20 protein-coding genes are annotated in these 19,483 nt (G+C 32.2%); 9 read left to right on the top strand and 11 right to left on the bottom strand.

Annotation, left to right across the window (positions count from 1 at the left end; translation table 11 throughout):
• Positions 1–145: 145 nt before the first annotated feature.
• Positions 146–391: a cold shock domain-containing protein gene (locus ABJM36_RS04495; RefSeq protein WP_348449611.1), complete on the bottom strand. Its 246-nt coding sequence runs from the start codon at positions 389–391 to the stop codon at positions 146–148.
• Positions 392–573: 182 nt separating this feature from the next.
• On the opposite strand from ABJM36_RS04495, the gene ABJM36_RS04490 reads away from it, so the two are divergent.
• Together ABJM36_RS04490 and ABJM36_RS04485 are read left to right on the top strand one after the other, a co-directional pair.
• Complete coding sequence (locus ABJM36_RS04490; protein WP_348449609.1) at positions 574–1,143, top strand: Crp/Fnr family transcriptional regulator; 570 nt, start codon at positions 574–576, stop codon at positions 1,141–1,143.
• 67 nt (positions 1,144–1,210) lie between these two features.
• Positions 1,211–1,951 carry an acyl-CoA desaturase gene (locus ABJM36_RS04485; protein WP_348449607.1) on the top strand — a complete coding sequence of 247 codons (741 nt, stop codon included), beginning with the start codon at positions 1,211–1,213 and terminating at the stop codon, positions 1,949–1,951.
• 119 nt (positions 1,952–2,070) lie between these two features.
• On the opposite strand, the gene ABJM36_RS04480 is transcribed toward ABJM36_RS04485, so the two are convergent.
• The 7 genes from ABJM36_RS04480 to ABJM36_RS04450 all read right to left on the bottom strand — a co-directional run bounded on the left by ABJM36_RS04480 (position 2,071) and on the right by ABJM36_RS04450 (position 9,267).
• Positions 2,071–2,625 carry a DUF4251 domain-containing protein gene (locus tag ABJM36_RS04480; protein WP_348449605.1) on the bottom strand — a complete coding sequence of 185 codons (555 nt, stop codon included), beginning with the start codon at positions 2,623–2,625 and terminating at the stop codon, positions 2,071–2,073.
• A gap of 60 nt (positions 2,626–2,685) precedes the next feature.
• Complete coding sequence (locus ABJM36_RS04475) at positions 2,686–3,732, bottom strand: glycosyltransferase family 9 protein (RefSeq protein ID WP_348449603.1); 1,047 nt, start codon at positions 3,730–3,732, stop codon at positions 2,686–2,688.
• A 76-nt stretch (positions 3,733–3,808) separates the two neighbouring features.
• Entirely contained in the window at positions 3,809–4,639 is an 831-nt protein-coding gene (locus ABJM36_RS04470) for a DMT family transporter (protein ID WP_348449601.1), read from the bottom strand.
• 16 nt (positions 4,640–4,655) lie between these two features.
• The gene (locus ABJM36_RS04465) at positions 4,656–5,570 is read right to left on the bottom strand and encodes an EamA family transporter (RefSeq protein ID WP_348449599.1); all 915 of its coding nucleotides are present in this window, start codon (positions 5,568–5,570) and stop codon (positions 4,656–4,658) included.
• Positions 5,571–5,626: 56 nt separating this feature from the next.
• Positions 5,627–6,079 carry a cold shock domain-containing protein gene (locus ABJM36_RS04460; RefSeq protein WP_092853675.1) on the bottom strand — a complete coding sequence of 151 codons (453 nt, stop codon included), beginning with the start codon at positions 6,077–6,079 and terminating at the stop codon, positions 5,627–5,629.
• A 237-nt stretch (positions 6,080–6,316) separates the two neighbouring features.
• The gene (locus ABJM36_RS04455) at positions 6,317–7,516 is read right to left on the bottom strand and encodes a HAMP domain-containing sensor histidine kinase (RefSeq protein WP_348449596.1); all 1,200 of its coding nucleotides are present in this window, start codon (positions 7,514–7,516) and stop codon (positions 6,317–6,319) included.
• 191 nt (positions 7,517–7,707) lie between these two features.
• Positions 7,708–9,267, bottom strand: a complete 1,560-nt coding sequence (locus ABJM36_RS04450; RefSeq protein ID WP_348449594.1) for a DEAD/DEAH box helicase family protein — start codon at positions 9,265–9,267, stop codon at positions 7,708–7,710.
• Positions 9,268–9,525: 258 nt separating this feature from the next.
• On the opposite strand from ABJM36_RS04450, the gene mgrA reads away from it, so the two are divergent.
• Positions 9,526–10,539, top strand: a complete 1,014-nt coding sequence (gene mgrA, locus ABJM36_RS04445) for an L-glyceraldehyde 3-phosphate reductase (RefSeq protein ID WP_348449592.1) — start codon at positions 9,526–9,528, stop codon at positions 10,537–10,539.
• Between the two features lie 8 nt (positions 10,540–10,547).
• Here the strand turns inward: mgrA and ABJM36_RS04440 are convergent, their stop codons facing one another.
• The 3 genes from ABJM36_RS04440 to ABJM36_RS04430 form a co-directional block, all read right to left on the bottom strand.
• Complete coding sequence (locus ABJM36_RS04440) at positions 10,548–11,177, bottom strand: hypothetical protein (RefSeq protein ID WP_348449590.1); 630 nt, start codon at positions 11,175–11,177, stop codon at positions 10,548–10,550.
• Between the two features lie 228 nt (positions 11,178–11,405).
• A complete protein-coding gene (locus ABJM36_RS04435; protein ID WP_348449823.1) occupies positions 11,406–11,729 on the bottom strand; it encodes a hypothetical protein in 324 nt (107 codons plus the stop codon).
• 111 nt (positions 11,730–11,840) lie between these two features.
• On the bottom strand, positions 11,841–13,844 hold the full coding sequence (locus tag ABJM36_RS04430) for a dehydrogenase E1 component subunit alpha/beta (RefSeq protein ID WP_348449588.1): 2,004 nt from the start codon (positions 13,842–13,844) through the stop codon (positions 11,841–11,843).
• A 134-nt stretch (positions 13,845–13,978) separates the two neighbouring features.
• Here ABJM36_RS04430 and ABJM36_RS04425 point away from each other — a divergent pair, with 134 nt between their 5' ends.
• From ABJM36_RS04425 to ABJM36_RS04400, 6 genes are all read left to right on the top strand, one after another.
• A complete protein-coding gene (locus ABJM36_RS04425; RefSeq protein ID WP_348449586.1) occupies positions 13,979–14,926 on the top strand; it encodes a 2-oxoglutarate and iron-dependent oxygenase domain-containing protein in 948 nt (315 codons plus the stop codon).
• A 79-nt stretch (positions 14,927–15,005) separates the two neighbouring features.
• Positions 15,006–15,335 (top strand): translation initiation factor, encoded by a 330-nt coding sequence (locus tag ABJM36_RS04420; RefSeq protein WP_348449584.1) that lies wholly within the window; start codon positions 15,006–15,008, stop codon positions 15,333–15,335.
• 3 nt (positions 15,336–15,338) lie between these two features.
• The gene (locus tag ABJM36_RS04415; protein WP_348449582.1) at positions 15,339–16,280 is read left to right on the top strand and encodes a DUF1835 domain-containing protein; all 942 of its coding nucleotides are present in this window, start codon (positions 15,339–15,341) and stop codon (positions 16,278–16,280) included.
• Positions 16,270–17,139 carry a nucleoside phosphorylase gene (locus ABJM36_RS04410; RefSeq protein WP_348449580.1) on the top strand — a complete coding sequence of 290 codons (870 nt, stop codon included), beginning with the start codon at positions 16,270–16,272 and terminating at the stop codon, positions 17,137–17,139. The genes ABJM36_RS04415 and ABJM36_RS04410 overlap by 11 nt, the downstream gene beginning before the upstream one ends.
• Before the next feature lie 12 nt (positions 17,140–17,151).
• A complete protein-coding gene (locus ABJM36_RS04405) occupies positions 17,152–18,006 on the top strand; it encodes a substrate-binding domain-containing protein (RefSeq protein WP_348449578.1) in 855 nt (284 codons plus the stop codon).
• Positions 18,007–18,099: 93 nt separating this feature from the next.
• Positions 18,100–19,482, top strand: coding sequence for a TlpA disulfide reductase family protein (locus tag ABJM36_RS04400; protein ID WP_348449576.1), 1,383 nt, complete (start codon positions 18,100–18,102; stop codon positions 19,480–19,482).
• The last annotated feature ends 1 nt before the right edge of the window (position 19,483 follow it).

Raw genomic sequence — 19,483 nt, 5'->3', positions numbered from 1 at the left:
GTTGGTTTTAATATGCATGTTTGATTTAATATATATATAGTCCAATCATATATAAGTTTCATAAAGCTTTATTTTAAATTAAAGAATTAGACATAAAAAAAACCACCTTAAAAAGATGGTTTTATAACTTTTGAGAAACTAAATACTATTTTACAACGCGCACATTGGTGGCAATTGGGCCTTTAGGACTTTTTTCTATAGTAAAAGTCACTTGGTTCTTTTCTCTAATCTTGTCTATAAGGTTTTTGGTATGCACAAAGATTTCGTCTCCAGAATCTTTAACGGTTATAAAACCGTATCCTTTTTTATAATTGAAAAACTTAACTGTGCCTTGTTTTAAATTAGTTTCTTTTTTACCGCTAAATAACCTGTTTATAAAATCTTTAATCAACTTTTCTAATTTTTATTCGACTTACTAGTAGTCTACTTATTTTTAATTTACTTAGTTGCAAAAATAGGTTAAAAAAAAGGGTTATAAAAAAATACTGCTAATAATAGCTGTTAGTTTTTTAATTTCGCTTTTATAGGTATCTGAATTCTTATATTTGTGGACCAAAATAAGTAGATTTAAAATTGGAACAGATAAAAAAACATTTAGATCAAATTGCGCCGATATCTCAAGAAGATTGGGACTTTTTTACATCTAGATTAAAGCGTCGGGTTATTCCTAAAAAAGACGTTTTTTTAAAACTAAATGAGATTGAAAATCATATTTCCTTTATAGAATCTGGTGTGGTACGTTTATTTATCCCTAAGGAAAACCCAGAAAAAGAAATTACTTTTGGTTTTAGTTTTAAGGACCAATTTGTCAGCGCTTACGATTCTTTTTTAACACAAACCCCGTCTGCATACCAGTTACAAGCCCTTACTGATACTACTATAGTGAGTATTACGTACAACGATTTACAAGAGGTTTATAAAACCACACAAATAGGTAATTTAGTTGGCCGATTAACTGCCGAACGTTTGTTTTTATTAAAATCTAAACGCGAGCAAAATTTATTAAACCTTACTGCTGAAGAGCGCTACATGAAATTATTTAAGGAGCGTCCCGAACTTTTAAAAGTAATTCCTTTAAAATATATAAGCTCTTACATTGGTGTTACTGCACAGGCCTTAAGCCGAATTAGGAAGCGCCTATAATATCCATTTATTGATTTAGGTTCATTGTTTAGAATGCCGCACGCTAGTATCTTTGTAAAAAAAAATTATGTTAGTTGTTCTTTTTGTAATTGTACTTTGGTACGGAGGTCTTTTTTTTCAGTCCTTCTTTTTGCATCGATATGCAGCACACCAAGTATTTACCATGTCTAAAACCATGGAGCGTATCACCTTTGTATTAACCTGGATTTTTCAAGGTTCTAGTTATTTAAGCGCCTACGGTTACGGGATTATGCATCGTATGCACCACGCATATACCGATACGGATAAAGACCCACATTCACCATCACACGATCCTAATTTATTTGCAATGATGTGGCGAACAAAAAACATTTATCAAGATATAAATAAAGACCGTATAGCCATAGACCAACGTTTTACCAAAAATGTTCCGCAATGGAAATCTTTTGATGCCTTTGCGAGTTCTCGTTTTTCAAGAATACTTTGGATAGGGCTTTATATTCTATTTTTTGCCTTGTTTGTAACCGCATGGTGGCAATGGCTTTTACTACCTATAGCTTTTTTAATGGCTCCAATTCACGGTGTTATTATTAATTGGTTTGGTCATATTTATGGATATGTGAATTTCAAAATGAAGAATACTAGTAAAAATCTATTTCGATTCGATTTTTTAATGATGGGCGAAGGATATCATAACAATCATCATAAACATGCTAATAGAGCAAATTTTGGTGTAAAATGGTACGAAATCGATATCACCTATCTTATTATTAGATTGCTAGATACTTTTGGATTAATACAACTTAAACCCATTCCTGTAAAAAAATAACTACTTAATCGTCTGCCGGCCAGCCGGCAGGTTACCCTAAAACAGTCAGGCTTTTCAGTACAAGTCCTCACTAATGCCTGCGTCGAGCTTCCGGCTTTCTCTTTCAATCCTTAACGCACCTACTTGTTATCTTCGGTGTCTTCAATGGCTTCTAGCGTTCCGGAATAGGAAATTGAAGTTCTAGAGTTACCAGATATTTGGATATCAGCCTTTAAATTTGGAAATAACGTTAACTGCGTTTTAAAATTTTCACCTTTACTATGGGCATCAAACTTTATAATATAGCTTTTATTTTTCCCTTCGGTAACCGTGTAGTTTTTCATTACACTTTCTAATTCGATTGTACTATCACCACCACCATAAGCTACCCCCATCCGGCGTTCTCCAAAATAAGGTAAATGCGATGAAACACTATCTCCTTTAATAGTCAAGAAATTATAATTACCTATTAAACTTATTACACTACCAGAATTATCAGGTCGCATAATTCCTGAATTTAAAACTTGTTGCATGGCATTAGTAATTAACGGATATGCCCTGTCTGACTCTATAGTAAAGTTTTTGCTAACTATTAAATTTTCGAAGGTTTCAATTTCAGCCGGTGAAAATTTAGCCGTTTTACACGACAAGACCAACATAAAAACTAATGCAATATATAGGGAGACCGTTTTCATTTGCCGTATATTTAAGGATACACACTAAAATTACAACAAATAAATTAAATTCTTTTTTGTTTATTTAAGAATAGAATTAATAGCCTTTATCCAATCGTTAATATCGGTTTCCTTTGTATGCAAAGCCACACTTCCGTTGCCGTAAGGTGCATAAATATTAGGGTTTGTAACCGAAAAGAAGCCTACGCAAGGTGTTAATGAGGCACTAGCTAAATGCATAACGCCATTATCTGCGGCTATAAAAATACTTGTATTATGAATAATAGCGCCCATTTCTCTCAGATCTTTACTGTAAAAATGTGCTGCCTTAAAGTTGATTTTAGAAATATTCTCGATAGGTAGCATTTCGATAATATTATATTCCGGATACTCTTGTTTTAATCTGTTATAAAATGTTTCCCACCAACTTTCAGAATAACATTTATCACCTGTAGCATTGGTGTAAATACAAATCGTTTTTTTATCGTTATTTGTTATATCTTTTAAAACGTTTTTACCATGTTTAATTTCTTCATTATCAAGTTTAATGTTTAAAACAGGCATGTCGGCATTAGCCTTATTCAGTCCTAATTTAGCTAAGTACTGTCTTAAATTATAAATAGGATATTTTGAAATATGTTCGTGGTCAGGATAAGTACTTTTAATATCGTCATCAATATCTCCAAAAACCTTAACTCGTGCCTTAGCCATTTGTGTTAATAACCTTCCGGACGATGAATTTTTATCGGCATTTATAACTAAATCGTATGTTTTCTTTTTTATAGAAATCCAACTTTTAGCGTATTGAAATAAATTATTAAAAGGCTTTTTTGGTAATTTAATAATATTATTTATTTGGATGTATTTTTCAAAAACGGGATGCGCCACACCACCTTTTACAAATAAATCGATTTCGCAGCCTTCAAACGTATTGATGACCTCTTGCACAAGTGGTGTTAATAATAATTGATTTCCTAAACGATGATTAGGCCTAATGATTAAGACTTTTTTAATTTCAGAACTATAAATTTCGCCTTTTTTAGGTTCGGTATACGCACTACCTATATTTTTAGTAATACTGCGCATAATTTTTCTTCTATAGTTGTTAATTCGGGTTTTAAAAGTCATGAAATAAAATGTTCAAATAAATTGTGGTAAAATTACGAATTTTAAATTCTTAGATAATGAATGATTATACACTATTCTATTTAATGATTGCTTGTTTTTTTTTGCCTTTATATAAAATATTTAACACCAAACCGGATATAATTAAAGCAATACCTAATAAGCTCCAAAAGGTATAAATTTCGCTAAAAAAGAACACACCAAATAGCAAGGTGAAAATAACCTCTAAATATTTAAGTGGTGCTACTTGAGTTGTAGAAGCTGCTTGTAGTGCCTTAGTCATATTTACTTGCCCAAAATACCCAAACACACCTAACATTAATAATAAAGCCCATTCCTTCCCTACAGGTTGAACCCATTTGTTAATGGATAGCAAACCACCTACAATGGTAGATATAACTAAAAAATAATTAACTACAACCACCGGATGATCGCTTTTACCAATTTTGTTAATTATAATATAAACTAAACCAATAAAAATGGCAGATATAAAAATTAAGGTTAAACCAAACCAATTAAGCTCGGTATCAAAACCTTTTAAAACTATAACGCCTGCAAATGCCATAGCGAAAAAAAGCCACTGTAAGGACTTTACTTTTTCTTTTAACAAAAACACGGCAAAAATGGCAGCAAAAATTGGTCCCATATAACGCAAAGAAACCGCTGTCCCAATAGGTAAATACTTAGTAGACATAAAAAACAAGGTCATAGACACTACGCCAACAAGACCTCTTAGTACTAATAGTTTTCTGTTGTTTCCTAAAAAAGGAATTTTGTTTTTTAACAAAAAGGTAAAGGTGAAAAACAAAGACCCAACTGACCTAAAAAACACAATTTGGTAAGCACTTATATGGGTTAAATACTTTACTGTTGCATTCATACAAGCAAAGGCCATTGTGCTTATAATCATGAATTTTATTGCTTGTTTAACCTCCAATACTTCTTAATTTAAAAAGGCGTTTTGTATTTATAAAATAGACACCAGTTAATAAAACTCCGGCTGCAACAATGGATTGAACAGTTATTTGCTCATCCAAAATCCACCAACCTAAAATTAAAGCAATTATGGGGTTCACATAAGTAGACGTAGCCACTTTTTCCGGAGATACTTCTTTTAAAAGGTAATTGAAAGCCGTAAACGCTACAATACTGCCAAAAATTATAAGGCCACCCATAGCCCATTGTACATCGTGCTGCCAAACATTAGGTAGCGACCAAGGCTCATTTAAGCATAAACTTGCAATACAAAGCATAACCCCACCTATAAGCATTTGATAACCCGTATTTACAAATTGATTACTTGGTAAATCTGCGTTTCCTACAAAAATACTGGCATAAGCCCAACATAGCATACATAAAAATATGAGTACCATACCCAATATTTGGCCTTCTTTATTTATTATTTCGTTTTGACTTACTAATAAAAAAATACCAATAAAACCTAAAACTACTCCTATGTAGGACATGGTTTTAATCTTTTTCCCTTGGAAAGCCCGCATCATAATAAGTACCACCAAAGGTTGTGATGAAATTTCCAAAGCCGCAAAACCACTATCAATATACTTCAAGGCCATAACAGCCAAGCCATTACCTAAAGTTAAAAACAATAAGCCTGCAATACACGAATTTAGAAATTGCTTTTTGGTAATAGTAAGACTAAAACCTAAGCTTTTGGCTATAATAAAAATGATAATGCTTGCAACAAGGAACCTAACTGATGCAAGAAAAAATGGGGGTAACTGTGAGACTGCTATTTTATTTAACATATAAGTAGCGCCCCAAATAACATAAACAGCAAAAAAGGCTAAAATTATAAGAACCGTTTTACGCGATGCACTCATATTTTAGCCTTTTATATTATGTATATTTCTGGTGTAAACCTAGAAGAAAATAATTCTTAAATCTTTTTAACTCTAACGGCGTTCATTCCTTTTTGGCCACGTTCTAACTCGTAAGTTACTTTGTCATTTTCCTCGATATCTTCAAGTAAACCACTAACATGCACAAAATATTTTTCTTGGTTTATACTGTCTAAAATAAAACCAAAACCTTTAGAATGATCAAAGAAAGACACTTTTCCTTCTTTGTTTGCTGGCTCCTCCTCTTCTCTATCCTCTTTCTTCGGGATGCCCAATTCAATACTTTCTGCCTCAACCTTTTCGCGCATTGCTGGGTCTGGCGGTGTATCCGTTAAATTTCCATTGAAGTCTACATAAGCAAACTGAATTCCTTGTGGGTTTTCTTTAGCTTCAGCTCTACGAGCATCTTTCTTTTTTTGCTTTTCTTCTCTTTTCTTTAAGCGCTTTTTTTCTTTTTCAATTTTGTTAAATGTTACTTGCGATTTTGCCATAGTTTAAATACTCCTACTGGGTTTTAATATTAATATAGAACAAAGATACGCCTTATTTTCATGAAGTTATAATAAACAGTCCATAATTAAGGTATGATAACCACAAATAGCTATATGCCGTTAAAATAAGCAGTTAGACGTTAAATAAATCTATAGTTTTTATAAACTTAGAACACCTATTTACTAAACAAAGGAAGTTAGAAGATTTAAAACTAGAAATAGCTAACAGATTTTAAGCTATTTACTAACTCTTTTTAAAGGCCAGGTAAACCAAAAACAACTACCGGATCCATAAACGCTTTTCAGACCTATTTGTCCATGGTTTAAGGTGACTAATTTTTTAACAATAGATAAACCAAAGCCAGAACTATCAGGTCTAAATTCTTCATTAGCTGTTCCAAACATTTCAAAAATAATGTCATGGAATTTTGGTTTTATTCCTGGTCCATCATCTATAACTTCAAATTTTAAAAATTCAGAATTTAAAGGGGTTATAGTTAATTTTATCAGACCATGTTCTTTATCATGATATTTTACAGCGTTACTAATCAAATTAATTAAAACTTGCTCTAACTGACTGTAGGAACCTTGGATAACAGCCGTGTTATTAGGGTACTGTAACGTTATGTTTTCTGGGATATTAATTAATAATGGAATTGCTTTAAAAAGCTCAATACTATTAAATGTTGTTACATTCACAATTCCCTCTTCAGCTCTCGAATATTCTAGAATTGTTGTAACAAGGGTCCTCATGTGGATAGCACATTCCCTAATCATAGAAACCAACTCCATACCTTCCTCATCAAGATTTTCAGAATGTTCCTCCTGAATAATTGTAATTAAAGAATCAATATTATTTAGTGGCGATTTTAAATCATGTGAAACGATATATGAAAACTGCCCTAGTTTAGCGTAAGAATCGGTTAGTTTTAACGTTTTATCCTCTAATGCATTTAAGTGCGTATCATTTTCTTTCATAAACGCATAAAACAAACAAAATACAATAACGAACATTAAAAAGTCATTTAATGCTCTAATCAAATAAACATAATCTTCAGGCAAATGAAAAACGGGTTCAAACTTAATAAAATGAAACTCCAAATAAGCCCATAATACAATTGGTAATATAGATAAAAAACGTCTTAATAATTTGTTTTCTTTCTTTATTAAAATAAACGGCAAGCCAATTAAGCAAACAAAAAAATATTGATAGTGCAAATTTGGACCTAACAATATTGGAGTAGTAAAAATTATTATAAACGCAGAAACTAAATAGTTTATAATAGCAATTTTAAATTGCTTCCTGAAATTTAAAATTAAAGATATACTTGAGGTTACAAAAACTATGGAACCAAATAAAATAATTATTGTTGGCCAACTAAATAAGGTCTCATACACTATAAAGAATAATGAGATTGAAATAGTTACTAAAGACATAACATTTACAATCCTAATCCTTTTAGTCAAATCTGAATCAAGGCCAGAGCTTATACCTATATTTAATATCTTTTGTAGCAATATTTAAGTTTTAAGCCCATAATAATCTATCTATCAACAAATTATTATTTACTTTCGCTACAAATATAGCAGAATTATCATAGGTACCAGTAAAAATATTCCTATAAGAATCAATCCTCAGGTGGAAAACCGTGAATCTGTTCGAAAACTTCATCAAAATTTGTACGTAAATAAGAATTTAATTTCTTGCGATAATCTCCTTTTAACCAATCTACAAAGTTATATGTACTTTTACTAATGCATTTGGTATAACGTTGAATCCTAAAATCGATATCATCACCAAGTTGTTTAGCTAGTGCCAAGGCATCATAAACATCTTCACTGTTTTCAATACAAATTTTACCATGTTGCTCTATGGAGCGCTCTAAAACAACCTTTGAAGATTCTCCATTTCTTATAGAATCCACATAGGTTTTCTGAATATCGAAATGGACATCTTCAGACTTTGCAAACTCTGCGCGCAAAGCATCTGGCATTTCATATCTAAAATTGCTTTCTAACTCATCATCACTTAAAATAGAGTCTAAATAATAGGTAGGTGATTTAAATATACGTTGCCAATCTAAACCATCACCCCAAGGACCAAAGCGGTGAAAATTATTACCTAAATCAATAACGGAAAATGATTTTTTATCCTTTAAGATACGTGATCCACGACCAATCATCTGGTAATAAAGCGTTAGGGATTTGGTTGCTCTATTTAAAATAATACTTTCTACAGTTGGCTCATCAAAACCTGTAGTCAAAATACTTACCGAAGTTAAAACCGCTCCTGGTGTGTTTTTAAACCATTTTAAAATCATGGCTCGTTCTTTTTTGGTATTTGTGTTATCCAAATGAGCAATTGGATACCCCGCTCTTTTAAACGTGTCGTAAACATGCAGCGAGGTTGTTATACCATTATTAAATATAAGCGTTTTCTTTCCTTTTGCCCGTTCTTCGTACGCTTGTAATAATTTGGATAGCATATCGTTATCCGTATACAAGTCTTCCGAAGATTTAACTGTATAATCACCATTAGCACCTACAACTAAAGATGTTAATCCTACATTGTAAGTAAACATTTCTGCTCGCGCTAAAAAGCCGTTTTCTATAAGCGATTCTATACTTTCACCAACAATTAATTCATCATAATTATCGGTCATTGGTAATTCAATACTAGAACTTAAAGGTGTTGCCGTAACTCCTAAAATAAAGGATTTACTAAAAAACTTAAATAATTTTGTAAAGGAGTTGTAATGCGCCTCATCAATAATAACTAAACCAATATCAGAGATATCTAGCTTGTCGTCATTTAATCTATTATTTAATGTTTCCACCATAGCAACAAAACAACTAAAATCTGCTTGATCGCTTAGGTCCGCCTTACTATCTACAACCTTATTATATACACCAAATTCGGTAAGCATATTAGAAGTTTGCTTACACAACTCAATACGGTGTGTCATTACTAGCACCTTCTTCTTGTGATGCTTCAAATATTGTCTAACTATTTCAGAAAAAATAACTGTTTTACCACCTCCTGTTGGTAATTGGTAAAGCAAGTGATAATCCTTTGGAGATTCTTCAAAAGCAGTAAAAATCTTATCTATCGCACCTTTTTGGTAACTATATAAACTTTTACCTTCTGCTCTTTCTTCTAATTCTAATTCTGCTTTTGTAACGGACATATTTTAAATTTTGAAACGTGCAAAAATAACATCTTTAAAGGGGTTATCAAGCATTTTTAGTGTGAAATTATTAAACTAATATTAACAGTTGGCAAATTAGAACTATTTGAAAGATTTAAACACAACCATAACGTGTTGAAAAACAGCGTTTTTAATAACACAAAGCAAGGTTTTATAGTTTTTATTAAATGCAAGTCTAGTTATTTATTTAATAGTTTTAAAAGGATTTGATACCTTTGATTTTATTAATCATCCATTATGAATACAAACGATAAATCTGGAGTAAAAAAATATTTAGCTACCGAGAACAGGTATGATAACATGACCTACAATCGTACGGGAAAAAGCGGCGTGCTTCTACCTGCTCTCTCCATTGGTTTATGGCATAATTTCGGGTTTATTGATCCTATACAGAATGGCAGAGATATTTTAAGAACAGCCTTCGACTTAGGAATTACTCATTTTGACTTAGCTAACAATTACGGACCACCATATGGATCTGCTGAAGAGAATTTTGGAACTATTTTCAAAAAGGATTTCAAACCTTATAGAGATGAGTTATTTATAGCTACCAAAGCTGGTTTCGATATGTGGCCAGGACCTTATGGGAATTTAGGGTCTCGAAAATATTTAATATCAAGTTTAGACCAAAGTTTAAAACGTATGGGTTTAGATTATGTCGATATTTTTTATCATCATAGACCAGACCCAGAAACACCTTTAGAAGAAACTATGGGGGCTTTGGCAGATATTGTACGCCAAGGAAAAGCGCTATATGTTGGTATTTCAAATTATAGTCCAGAAGATACTCAAAAGGCTGCAGAACTTTTAAAAGAGTTAAAAGTGCCTTTTATTTTACACCAGGCTAGATATTCAATGTTCGATCGTTGGGTTGAAGACGGACTACTCGATACTTTAGAAACTAACGGTGTGGGCTGTATTGCCTTTTCTCCTTTAGCTCAGGGAATGCTTACGGACAAATATTTAAACGGTGTACCCGAAGGATCTCGAGCTGCCAAAGATTTAACGTATTTAAATAAAGAATCGGTTACAGATCATTTAGATAAAATAATAAATCTAAATGCTATTGCGAAAGAACGCGGACAGAAACTATCTCAAATGGCTATTGCTTGGATATTAAGACAGCCACAAGTAGCATCGGTATTGGTAGGTGCTAGTTCTTCAAATCAGTTAAAAGAAAATGTAAAAGCTTTAGATTTATTAAGTTTTTCTGATGAGGAATTGAAGTTGATTAATGGGATAATTTCTTAGTATAACAACTACTCCTTTATAATTATAATTGTCACTTTTACCCCTTTGGAAAGCGCCCATACTTTTCCGGAAATCAGATTATTCCATTCATCGAGAATTCTATATTCTGCTGTGTTTGGCCCTGATGAACCTTCATTTACCGCATAAAAGTCGATTTTATTAAGTCCATCCTTTAGTTTTAGCTTAAACCCGCCAAAACCTTCAGTTAAATAAGCGCCCGATTTTATTACATCATCATCAACCAAAACCCTTAGAACATCACCATCTATAGCGCTATAATCTCTATATTTTATATGTATAAATTTAGATTTAGTTCTATAATCTCCCCAATACGCGTCTTCTTTTAGTCCTGCATTCTCACCATGCCCCTCTGGTAATAATTCTTGAGCTACCTGCCCCAATCTTTTGCTATATAATTCTCCAGGATTTCCAAACTCTTCTTCTGGAAACATAGAGAATTCTTTTTTAGGCATTTCAAGGTTTGGTGATACTTTAGGTCTGTTTAATCCAATAGAATTATCACTTTCAATAGGTTTAGAAGGTGTTAGTGGTGATATATCTGCTGTGTCTTTTTTACTTTCAACCGCAGGGATAGAAAAAGATTTCTTTTTACTATCTATTTGTGCTTGAACAGACAACGAAAAGCATAATAAAAAAAGAAAAAAAACATAAGGTTTCATCAATCTGATATCATTTTTTAATTTAGGGATTGAGGGCTATAATTTTATCAAAGATATTTCTTTCTTAGAAAATCACCCCGTTTAATCCTAATATTTAGTAATGGTTTAACAAATACTGTACCTAAAAGGATATTTTTAACAAAAGCCTGTAATTATTTTAGATTCCTTAATATTTTTTTTAGAACCCTAGTTTATTGGTATGCCATATTCTATTTTAACTTTTTTTCTTCCCCAAATTTTAGCTGCTTCAACATCGACACCCATATAAATATCAATTTTATTTTCCCATTTAGAGTGCATTTTATCTTTTACCCAATACACACCTTTATGGCCTTCAATTTTTACTGGAGTATCGTGTTTTAGACCTAATTTTAGCAAATCTCTAGAAACGGCTATATATTTTAAGCCTGGTTTTAAACTATCTCCAAATGCTGTTATATGTGGATTGGCATTAGTTTGATAAGCCAAAGAATTATAAGCGGAAGCTGTAACCTGTAATGGTTTCCAAATATATCTATCTTCTAATGTTGGTTTAGACTTTCCGCAGCATAAAAATAAAAAAACACAAAGCCAAGTAAAGGTTTTCAAAACATATGATTTATGATTATTTAAATATAAACATTAATAAGCTAAAAGGGCTTTCAATGCTTTTTCAAACCTGTTTTTAGGTAAATATTGCTCTTCTAATTGAGAAACAAACGGAATAGGAGTCTCCATACTAGCAACACGTTTTACAGGTGCATCTAAATACTGAAAACACTGTTCCATAACACTTGCTGAAATATCACTTCCTATACCACCAAAAAGGGAGTCTTCTTGAAGAATAATAGCTTTTCCTGTATGTTTAACCGAAGTATAAATAGTCTCCAAGTCTAACGGATGAAGGGTTCTTAAGTCAATTACATCTGCAGAAATATCAGGGTTATTATCTAGAGTTTCTAAAACCCAATGCACAGCAGCTCCGTACGAAATAATTGTAATATCATTGCCTGATTTTAAAACAGAAGCCTTACCAAAAGGTAAAGTATAGTAACCTTTGGGTACTTCTTGTCGAATACTACGATATAAGGCTTTATGTTCAAAAAACAAAACAGGATTTGGATCGTTAATAGCTTGGTTCAATAAGCCCTTAGCATCATAAGGAAATGCAGGATAAACCACTTTTAAACCTGGTGTTTTAGTAAACCAGGCCTCGTTTGTTTGTGAGTGAAACGGTCCTGCTGCCACGCCGCCGCCGCAAGGCATTCTTATAACCACGTGGGCATTTTGTTTCCATCTGTAATACGACTTAGCTAAATAATTTACAACAGGATTAAAACCAGAACTTACAAAATCGGCAAATTGCATTTCAACTACACTCTTAATTCCCGCTATAGATAAACCCATAGCCGCTTCAATTATGGCCGATTCGCAAATTGGTGTATTCCGTACACGCTCCTTTCCAAATTGGTCTGCAAAACCTTCAGTAATTTTAAAAGCACCGCCATACCCTGCAATATCTTGCCCCATTATAACCAAATCTTCATGACGTGTCATACTTTCTTTTAAGCTAATTGAAATAGCATCAATAAAACGAATATCTTCGAATTCAGAAGTTTCACTAATACTTTCGTTTTCAAAAACTTGAAAAAGATCATTTAACTCTTCACTTTCAGAAGGAATTATATCCGATTCATCGTTGGCAACCTTTAAATGTTCGGTAATTTCTTTAGTGATTTCAGCTTTTAAATCGGCTTCGAGGTTTTCATTTAAAATATTTTTCGATTTTAAAAATGTTTCAAAATTTAAAACAGGATCCTTTTCTGCCCAAGCGCCTATTAATCCTTCTGGCACATATTTGGTGCCACTAGCCTCTTCATGACCACGCATTCTAAAGGTTTTAAACTCTAATAAAACAGGTCTTGGATGCCTCCTTATATCCTCGGCAAGTGCGTTTACTTTAGTGTATACTTCAACGATATTATTACCGTCTATAATATGCGATTCCATACCGTATCCTAACCCTCTATCGGCTATATGTTTGCAGTTATACTGCTCGTTTGTTGGAGTTGATAAGCCATAGCCATTGTTTTCTACACAAAATATAACCGGTAATTGCCAAACTGATGCCACGTTTAAAGCTTCATGAAAATCGCCTTCACTAGTACCACCTTCACCTGTAAAAACTGCTGTAACTTGGTTTTTGTTTTTTAATTTATAGGCTAATGCTATACCATCAGCAACGCCTAATTGTGGTCCTAAATGGGAAATCATACCCACAATTTTATACTGTTGTGTTCCAAAATGAAAAGATCTATCTCTACCTTTAGTAAACCCTGAAGCTTTTCCCTGCCATTGTCCAAATAATCTATACAAAGGAATATTTCGAGTAGTAAAAACACCTAAATTTCTATGCATAGGCAAAATATATTCATCTGCTTTCATAGCCATGGTAACGCCCACTGAAATAGCCTCTTGACCAATACCTGAAAACCATTTACTAATTTTTCCTTGGCGCAACAAAACAATCATCTTCTCCTCTATCAATCTAGGCTTCAACATATTCCTGTAAAAGGAAAGCAAAAGTGTTTTGTCTAAATTTTCTATTGAATAATTAATATTGGATGAAGAATTTGTTAGTTTCATAGTAAAAATCCTTATTTCACTACCAAATATAACATAAATTGAATGCATTATTCACAAAAAATGGCTAACGTCGTGTACAAATAACTTTGAATGTTTTTGTACATTTGTTTTATTCACACCATAAAATCACTACAATGAATATTATACCAAGTGTTAATTTGATGGACTTTCTATCCGAGGATCCTGCTAGAAAACAAAAGTTCGTTGAAGCTATAGGTAAAGCTTATGAAGATATTGGTTTTGTTGCACTAAAAGGTCATTTTTTAGATGATGAATTAGTAGATAATTTATATAAAGAAATTAAAAACTTTTTTAGCCTACCAACCGAAACAAAACAGAAATACGAAATACCTGGAATTGGTGGTCAACGTGGTTATGTTTCCTTTGGAAAAGAAAGTGCAAAAGGTAAAAAAGAAGGCGATTTAAAGGAATTTTGGCATTTTGGGCAATACGTTGAAGACAACGATGCGCTTAAAGCTGAATATCCTGAAAATGTTACGGTAAAGGAACTTCCGGAATTTAATAAAATAGGTAAAGAAGCTTACCAAATGCTAGAAAAAACAGCCAAGTATGTGTTACGGGCTTTAGCTCTACATTTAAGTTTAGAAGAAACTTATTTTGATAATTACATACACAACGGTAACTCTATTTTAAGACCTATACACTACCCTCCAATAACAGAAGAACCAAAGGAGGCTGTTAGAGCCGCTGCTCATGGTGATATTAATTTAATTACCCTTTTAATGGGAGCTCAAGGTCGTGGTTTACAGGTCCAAAACCATAAAGGAGAATGGATTGATGCCATTGCAGAACCAGACGAACTTATGATTAATGTGGGCGATATGCTTTCAAGACATACCAACAATAAATTAAAATCGACCATACACCGAGTTATTAACCCGCCTAAAGAACTTTGGGGAACATCACGCTATTCCATTCCCTTTTTCATGCACCCTGTTAGCGAAATGAAACTTGATGTATTAGCGGGTTGTGTTGATGAGACTAGCCCAAAACAATTTGATGATATTACAGCAGGCGAATTTTTAAACGAACGTTTAATAGAATTAGGACTAAAGAAATAAATAGTTTTCAGTCTCAGTCGTAGTTTTCAGTATTAACCTCTGAATACTTCGATAGAGACAAAAACGGTAAACTGAAACAATGGATTTACAAGATCAACTTAAAAATTTATTTCCGGATCATGTTGAAGAAGAAAGCACTTCTGAAGCAAATGATTCTTCAAACATTTGGATGCAAGACGACCCTATACTTTGTAAGTATGAAAAACGAAAAGGCAAACCAATAACTATTCTTGATGGTTATACTGGAGCCACCGAAGATTTTAAAATACTTGCCAAAGAAATCAAAACAAAACTTAGTGTTGGGGGAAGTTTTAAAGATAATAAAATTATTATTCAAGGCGATTACCGCGATAAAATTATGCAGATGCTAAAAGAAAAAGGATTTAATGTAAAACGTGTAGGCGGATAATATATGGACAAACAACCACTGCATATAACTAATGGGGACCATTTAGCAAATAAGCTTTCTGAATTGGATATTCAAGGTGTTAAATTAACTTGGCAAGAAATATTATGCGAAGGCCCTACCACTCAAAAAGTAGGCTCAGAATTATTTTTAGAAACTAGAAAAACTTTTTTTAGTGATTTTTATAATATTGATTTAGACCTTGAATTTATTAAAAGTGAATTAGATAAATTAAATGAATGGAAGGACTATTCTGAAATTATCCTCTGGTTTGAGTACGATTTGTTTTGCCATATCAATATGATTGCGGTAATTAGTCTTATTCAACAACGAAAAATAGAACTTCCTATTTTTTTAGTTTGTAGTGGTAGAATTGAGGGCAGTAAAAAATTAATTGGACTATCTGAATTGTCTACCGAACAATTAATACATCATTATGAAAATAAGGTACTACTTAATAAAGAGGATATCGATATTGCAACAACAGTATGGGGCATATATTGTGGTGTAGATCACAATTTGCTTAAACCTTTTATAATAAAAAGCTCTTCTTTTGCTTATTTAAGCAATTGTTTAAAAGCACACCTCAAACGTTTTCCAGATTCAATAGATGGTTTAAATACACTAGAAAGAAACATACTTAAGATTATTAATGAATATGGTATTACCACCAAAAATCAGTTACTTGGTTATGCACTTAATTATCAGGGTTTTTATGGTTATGGTGACCTTCAGTTATCTAGAATGATTGATGAATTAAGCATTTTTTATAATGTTTCCGAAGATAAAATAGAACTTAATAGGAAAGGTCATGAAGCCTTATTAGGTCAATATAATTTCGCTAAAGAAATAGATAACAACTTAGTTTTTGGAGGTGTAAAAAAAATAGCTTTTCAATTTAATAAAGCTGAAAATAAACTCGTAAAATCTGTTTTTAATGCCAATTAAAGAATCAGAACTTATTTTAAATTCAGATGGTAGTATTTATCATTTAAATTTAAAGCCTGAAAACATATCAAATACAATTATTTTTGTTGGCGATCAAGATCGTGTCAGCAAAGTAACTTCGCATTTTGATTCTATAGAATTTGAAACTCAAAAACGAGAATTCAAAACTCAAACAGGTCATTATAAAGGCAAACGAATAACTGTAATTTCTACAGGTATTGGGCCCGATAATATAGATATTGTTTTAAATGAATTAGATGCGCTTGTTAACATCGATTTTAAAACTAGAAAAATTAAGGATACCCTAAACTCCCTTAATATTATAAGAATTGGAACATCGGGCGCTTTGCAAGAGGAGGTTAATATCGATTCGTTTTTAATAAGTACCCATGCCCTAGATATGAATGGTATGTTGCATGCCTATAAAACCGATACTATTAGAACACCCAAACTTGAAGAAGCTTTTATCCAGCAAACAAATTGGCATAAAGGTAAGGCTAACCCTATTATAGTTAAAGGTAGTTCAACTTTACAAAAACTTTTTGAAGGAGATCATATACATAAAGGATTAACAGCTACTGCTGGTGGTTTTTACGGGCCCCAAGGTCGTGTGTTACGATTAGCAATCCAGGACCCTGAATTAAATTCTAAAATGGATACCTTTAATTTTAATGGTGTTAAAATCACTAATCTAGAAATGGAAACTTCTGCTATTTATGGACTTTCTAGCCTATTAGGCCATCAAGCTATTTCATTAAATGCAATAATAGCCAATAGAGTTTTAGGTACTTTTAGTAAAGATTCAAATACTCTAATAGAAAACTTAATTACATACGCACTAAACAAAATTACGGACTAAACCGATTGATTAATGAAGCAAGTAAATATTGGTGGTGTGCCAGAGCATTTTAATTTAGCTTGGTACTTAACACTAAAAAATGGAGAATACAAAGACGAAAACATAAACTTACGTTGGCACGATTATTACGGCGGAACTGGTGCTATGTGTAAAGCCCTTAGAGATGGAGATATTGATATAGCAGTTATATTAACGGAAGGTATTATAAAAGATATTATAGCTGGAAACCCGAGTAAAATTGTACAAACGTATGTAGAAACCCCGCTTATTTGGGGCGTTCATGTGGCGCATAACTCAGATTACAAAAAGGTAGAAGATTTAAAAGGCACTAAAGCTGCTATTAGTAGATATGGCTCTGGGTCTCATTTAATGGCTTATATAAATGCTGAAAACCACAATTGGGATTTAGAAAAAGATTTAGATTTTGAAGTAATAAAAAATCTTGACGGTGCTGTTGAAGGTTTAACTGATGGCAACGCGGATTATTTTTTATGGGAAAAATTCACAACAAAACCTATAGTAGATAATGGCGTTTTTAGACGTATAGACAACTGTCCTTCGCCTTGGCCTTGTTTTGTTATTGCGGTTAGAAATGAATTTATTGAAAATAATAGTGAAGAATTAAAAACCATTTTAAATATTATTAATCAAACAACTTCAGATTTTAAAGACATTCCTAATATTGATAAAACCATTGCAAATCGTTACGAACAAAAACTAGAAGATGTTCAGGAATGGTTAGAACTTACAGAATGGTCACAAAACCTATTAGATAAAAACACAGTAATGAACGTTCAAAAAGAACTATTTGCCTTAAATATTATTCCGGAAATTATTGATTATGAAAAGTTAACTCATAAACTATAAACCTATATAATTTTTTAAATGTTAATAATAAAATAAAATTCCAAACAAAACTTCAGGCATTTTCTATTTTTGAATACTGAAAAACAACACACAATGAAAAAACTACTTTTACTAGCACTTACAATAAGTGTTTTTAGTTGCAAGAATGAAATAAAAACTGAAACTGAAAATCATGCTATTATTTCTGGAAAAATAACTAACAAACAGCCAGGAGAACTTACCATTAACAGTGAAGACCGAACTTTTTCTGCTCCCGTAAAAGTGGAAGCAGACGGTACTTTTATAGACACTTTAAGTACCGATATAAAATCCTATGTACTTTATGACGGCGCAAATCCAGTATTTTTAAATTTAGCTCCAGGCTTTAATTTAAATATAACCTACGACGCTACTAATTTCGATAATACCATTTCCATTTCAGGTGTTGGTTCTAAAATAAATAACTATCTGGTATCTAAAAGAAAAACTGAAATGGCGTTGTCTAAAAAAGCTGCAGAAATATTTGTTCTTGACGAGGCTGGCTACAAGGCACGTATGTTAGAGTTTAAAAAAACTCAAGAAGATGTACTAAATAACACTACCGATTTACCTTCTGATTTTATTACAAAAGAAAAAAGAAACATCAATTACGGGTATTTAAGCAGTCTTAATAATTTTGAAAGAGCACATCAATATTTTACAAAAAATAATAACTTTAAAGTGTCTAAAGATTTTTTAAACGAAATTGAAGGAGTGGATTTTTCCAACACTGAAGATTTTGCATTCTCAAGTCATTATAAAGGCATTGTAAACGATCATTATGCAAGTAAAGCACGAAAATTACAAACTAAAGATTCCATAGCATATGATTTAGCATTTCTTAAAACTGTAAGTGCCATTGAAAATGAAACCATAAAAAACACGTTGTTGTTTGAATTTGTGAATTTTAACATGACTTATTCTAATGATGTAGAGGCTTTATATAATACCTATTTAAAGCATTCTACTAACGAGAAAAACAATACTACAGTTACAGAAAAATATAATAAACTTACCGCGTTAAAAAAAGGTAAACCGTCTCCAAAATTTACTAATTACGAAAATCATTCGGGCGGCAAAACTTCTTTAGATGATTTAAAAGGAAAGTACGTTTATATTGATGTTTGGGCTACGTGGTGCGGGCCTTGCATTCAACAAATACCTCATTTACAAAAAGTTGAAAAGCAGTTTTTTGGTAAAAATATCGATTTTGTAAGTATTTCTATTGACAAAGATAGAGATTACGAAAAATGGAAAACAATGGTGGTTGAAAAAGACCTAGGTGGCATTCAATTATTTGCAGATAGTGATTGGAGTTCTGCTTTTGTGCAAGAATATCAAATTCAAGGTATCCCAAAATTTATTTTAATAGATCCACAAGGTAACATTGTTGATGCTAATGCACCTAGACCTTCAAGTCCTAAATTAATTGAATTATTAAACGAGCTCAATATTTAAA

This window comes from Algibacter sp., assembly GCF_039977455.1.
Taxonomy (GTDB): Bacteria; Bacteroidota; Bacteroidia; order Flavobacteriales; family Flavobacteriaceae; genus Algibacter_B.
This window is presented reverse-complemented; position numbering and strand designations above follow the sequence as displayed.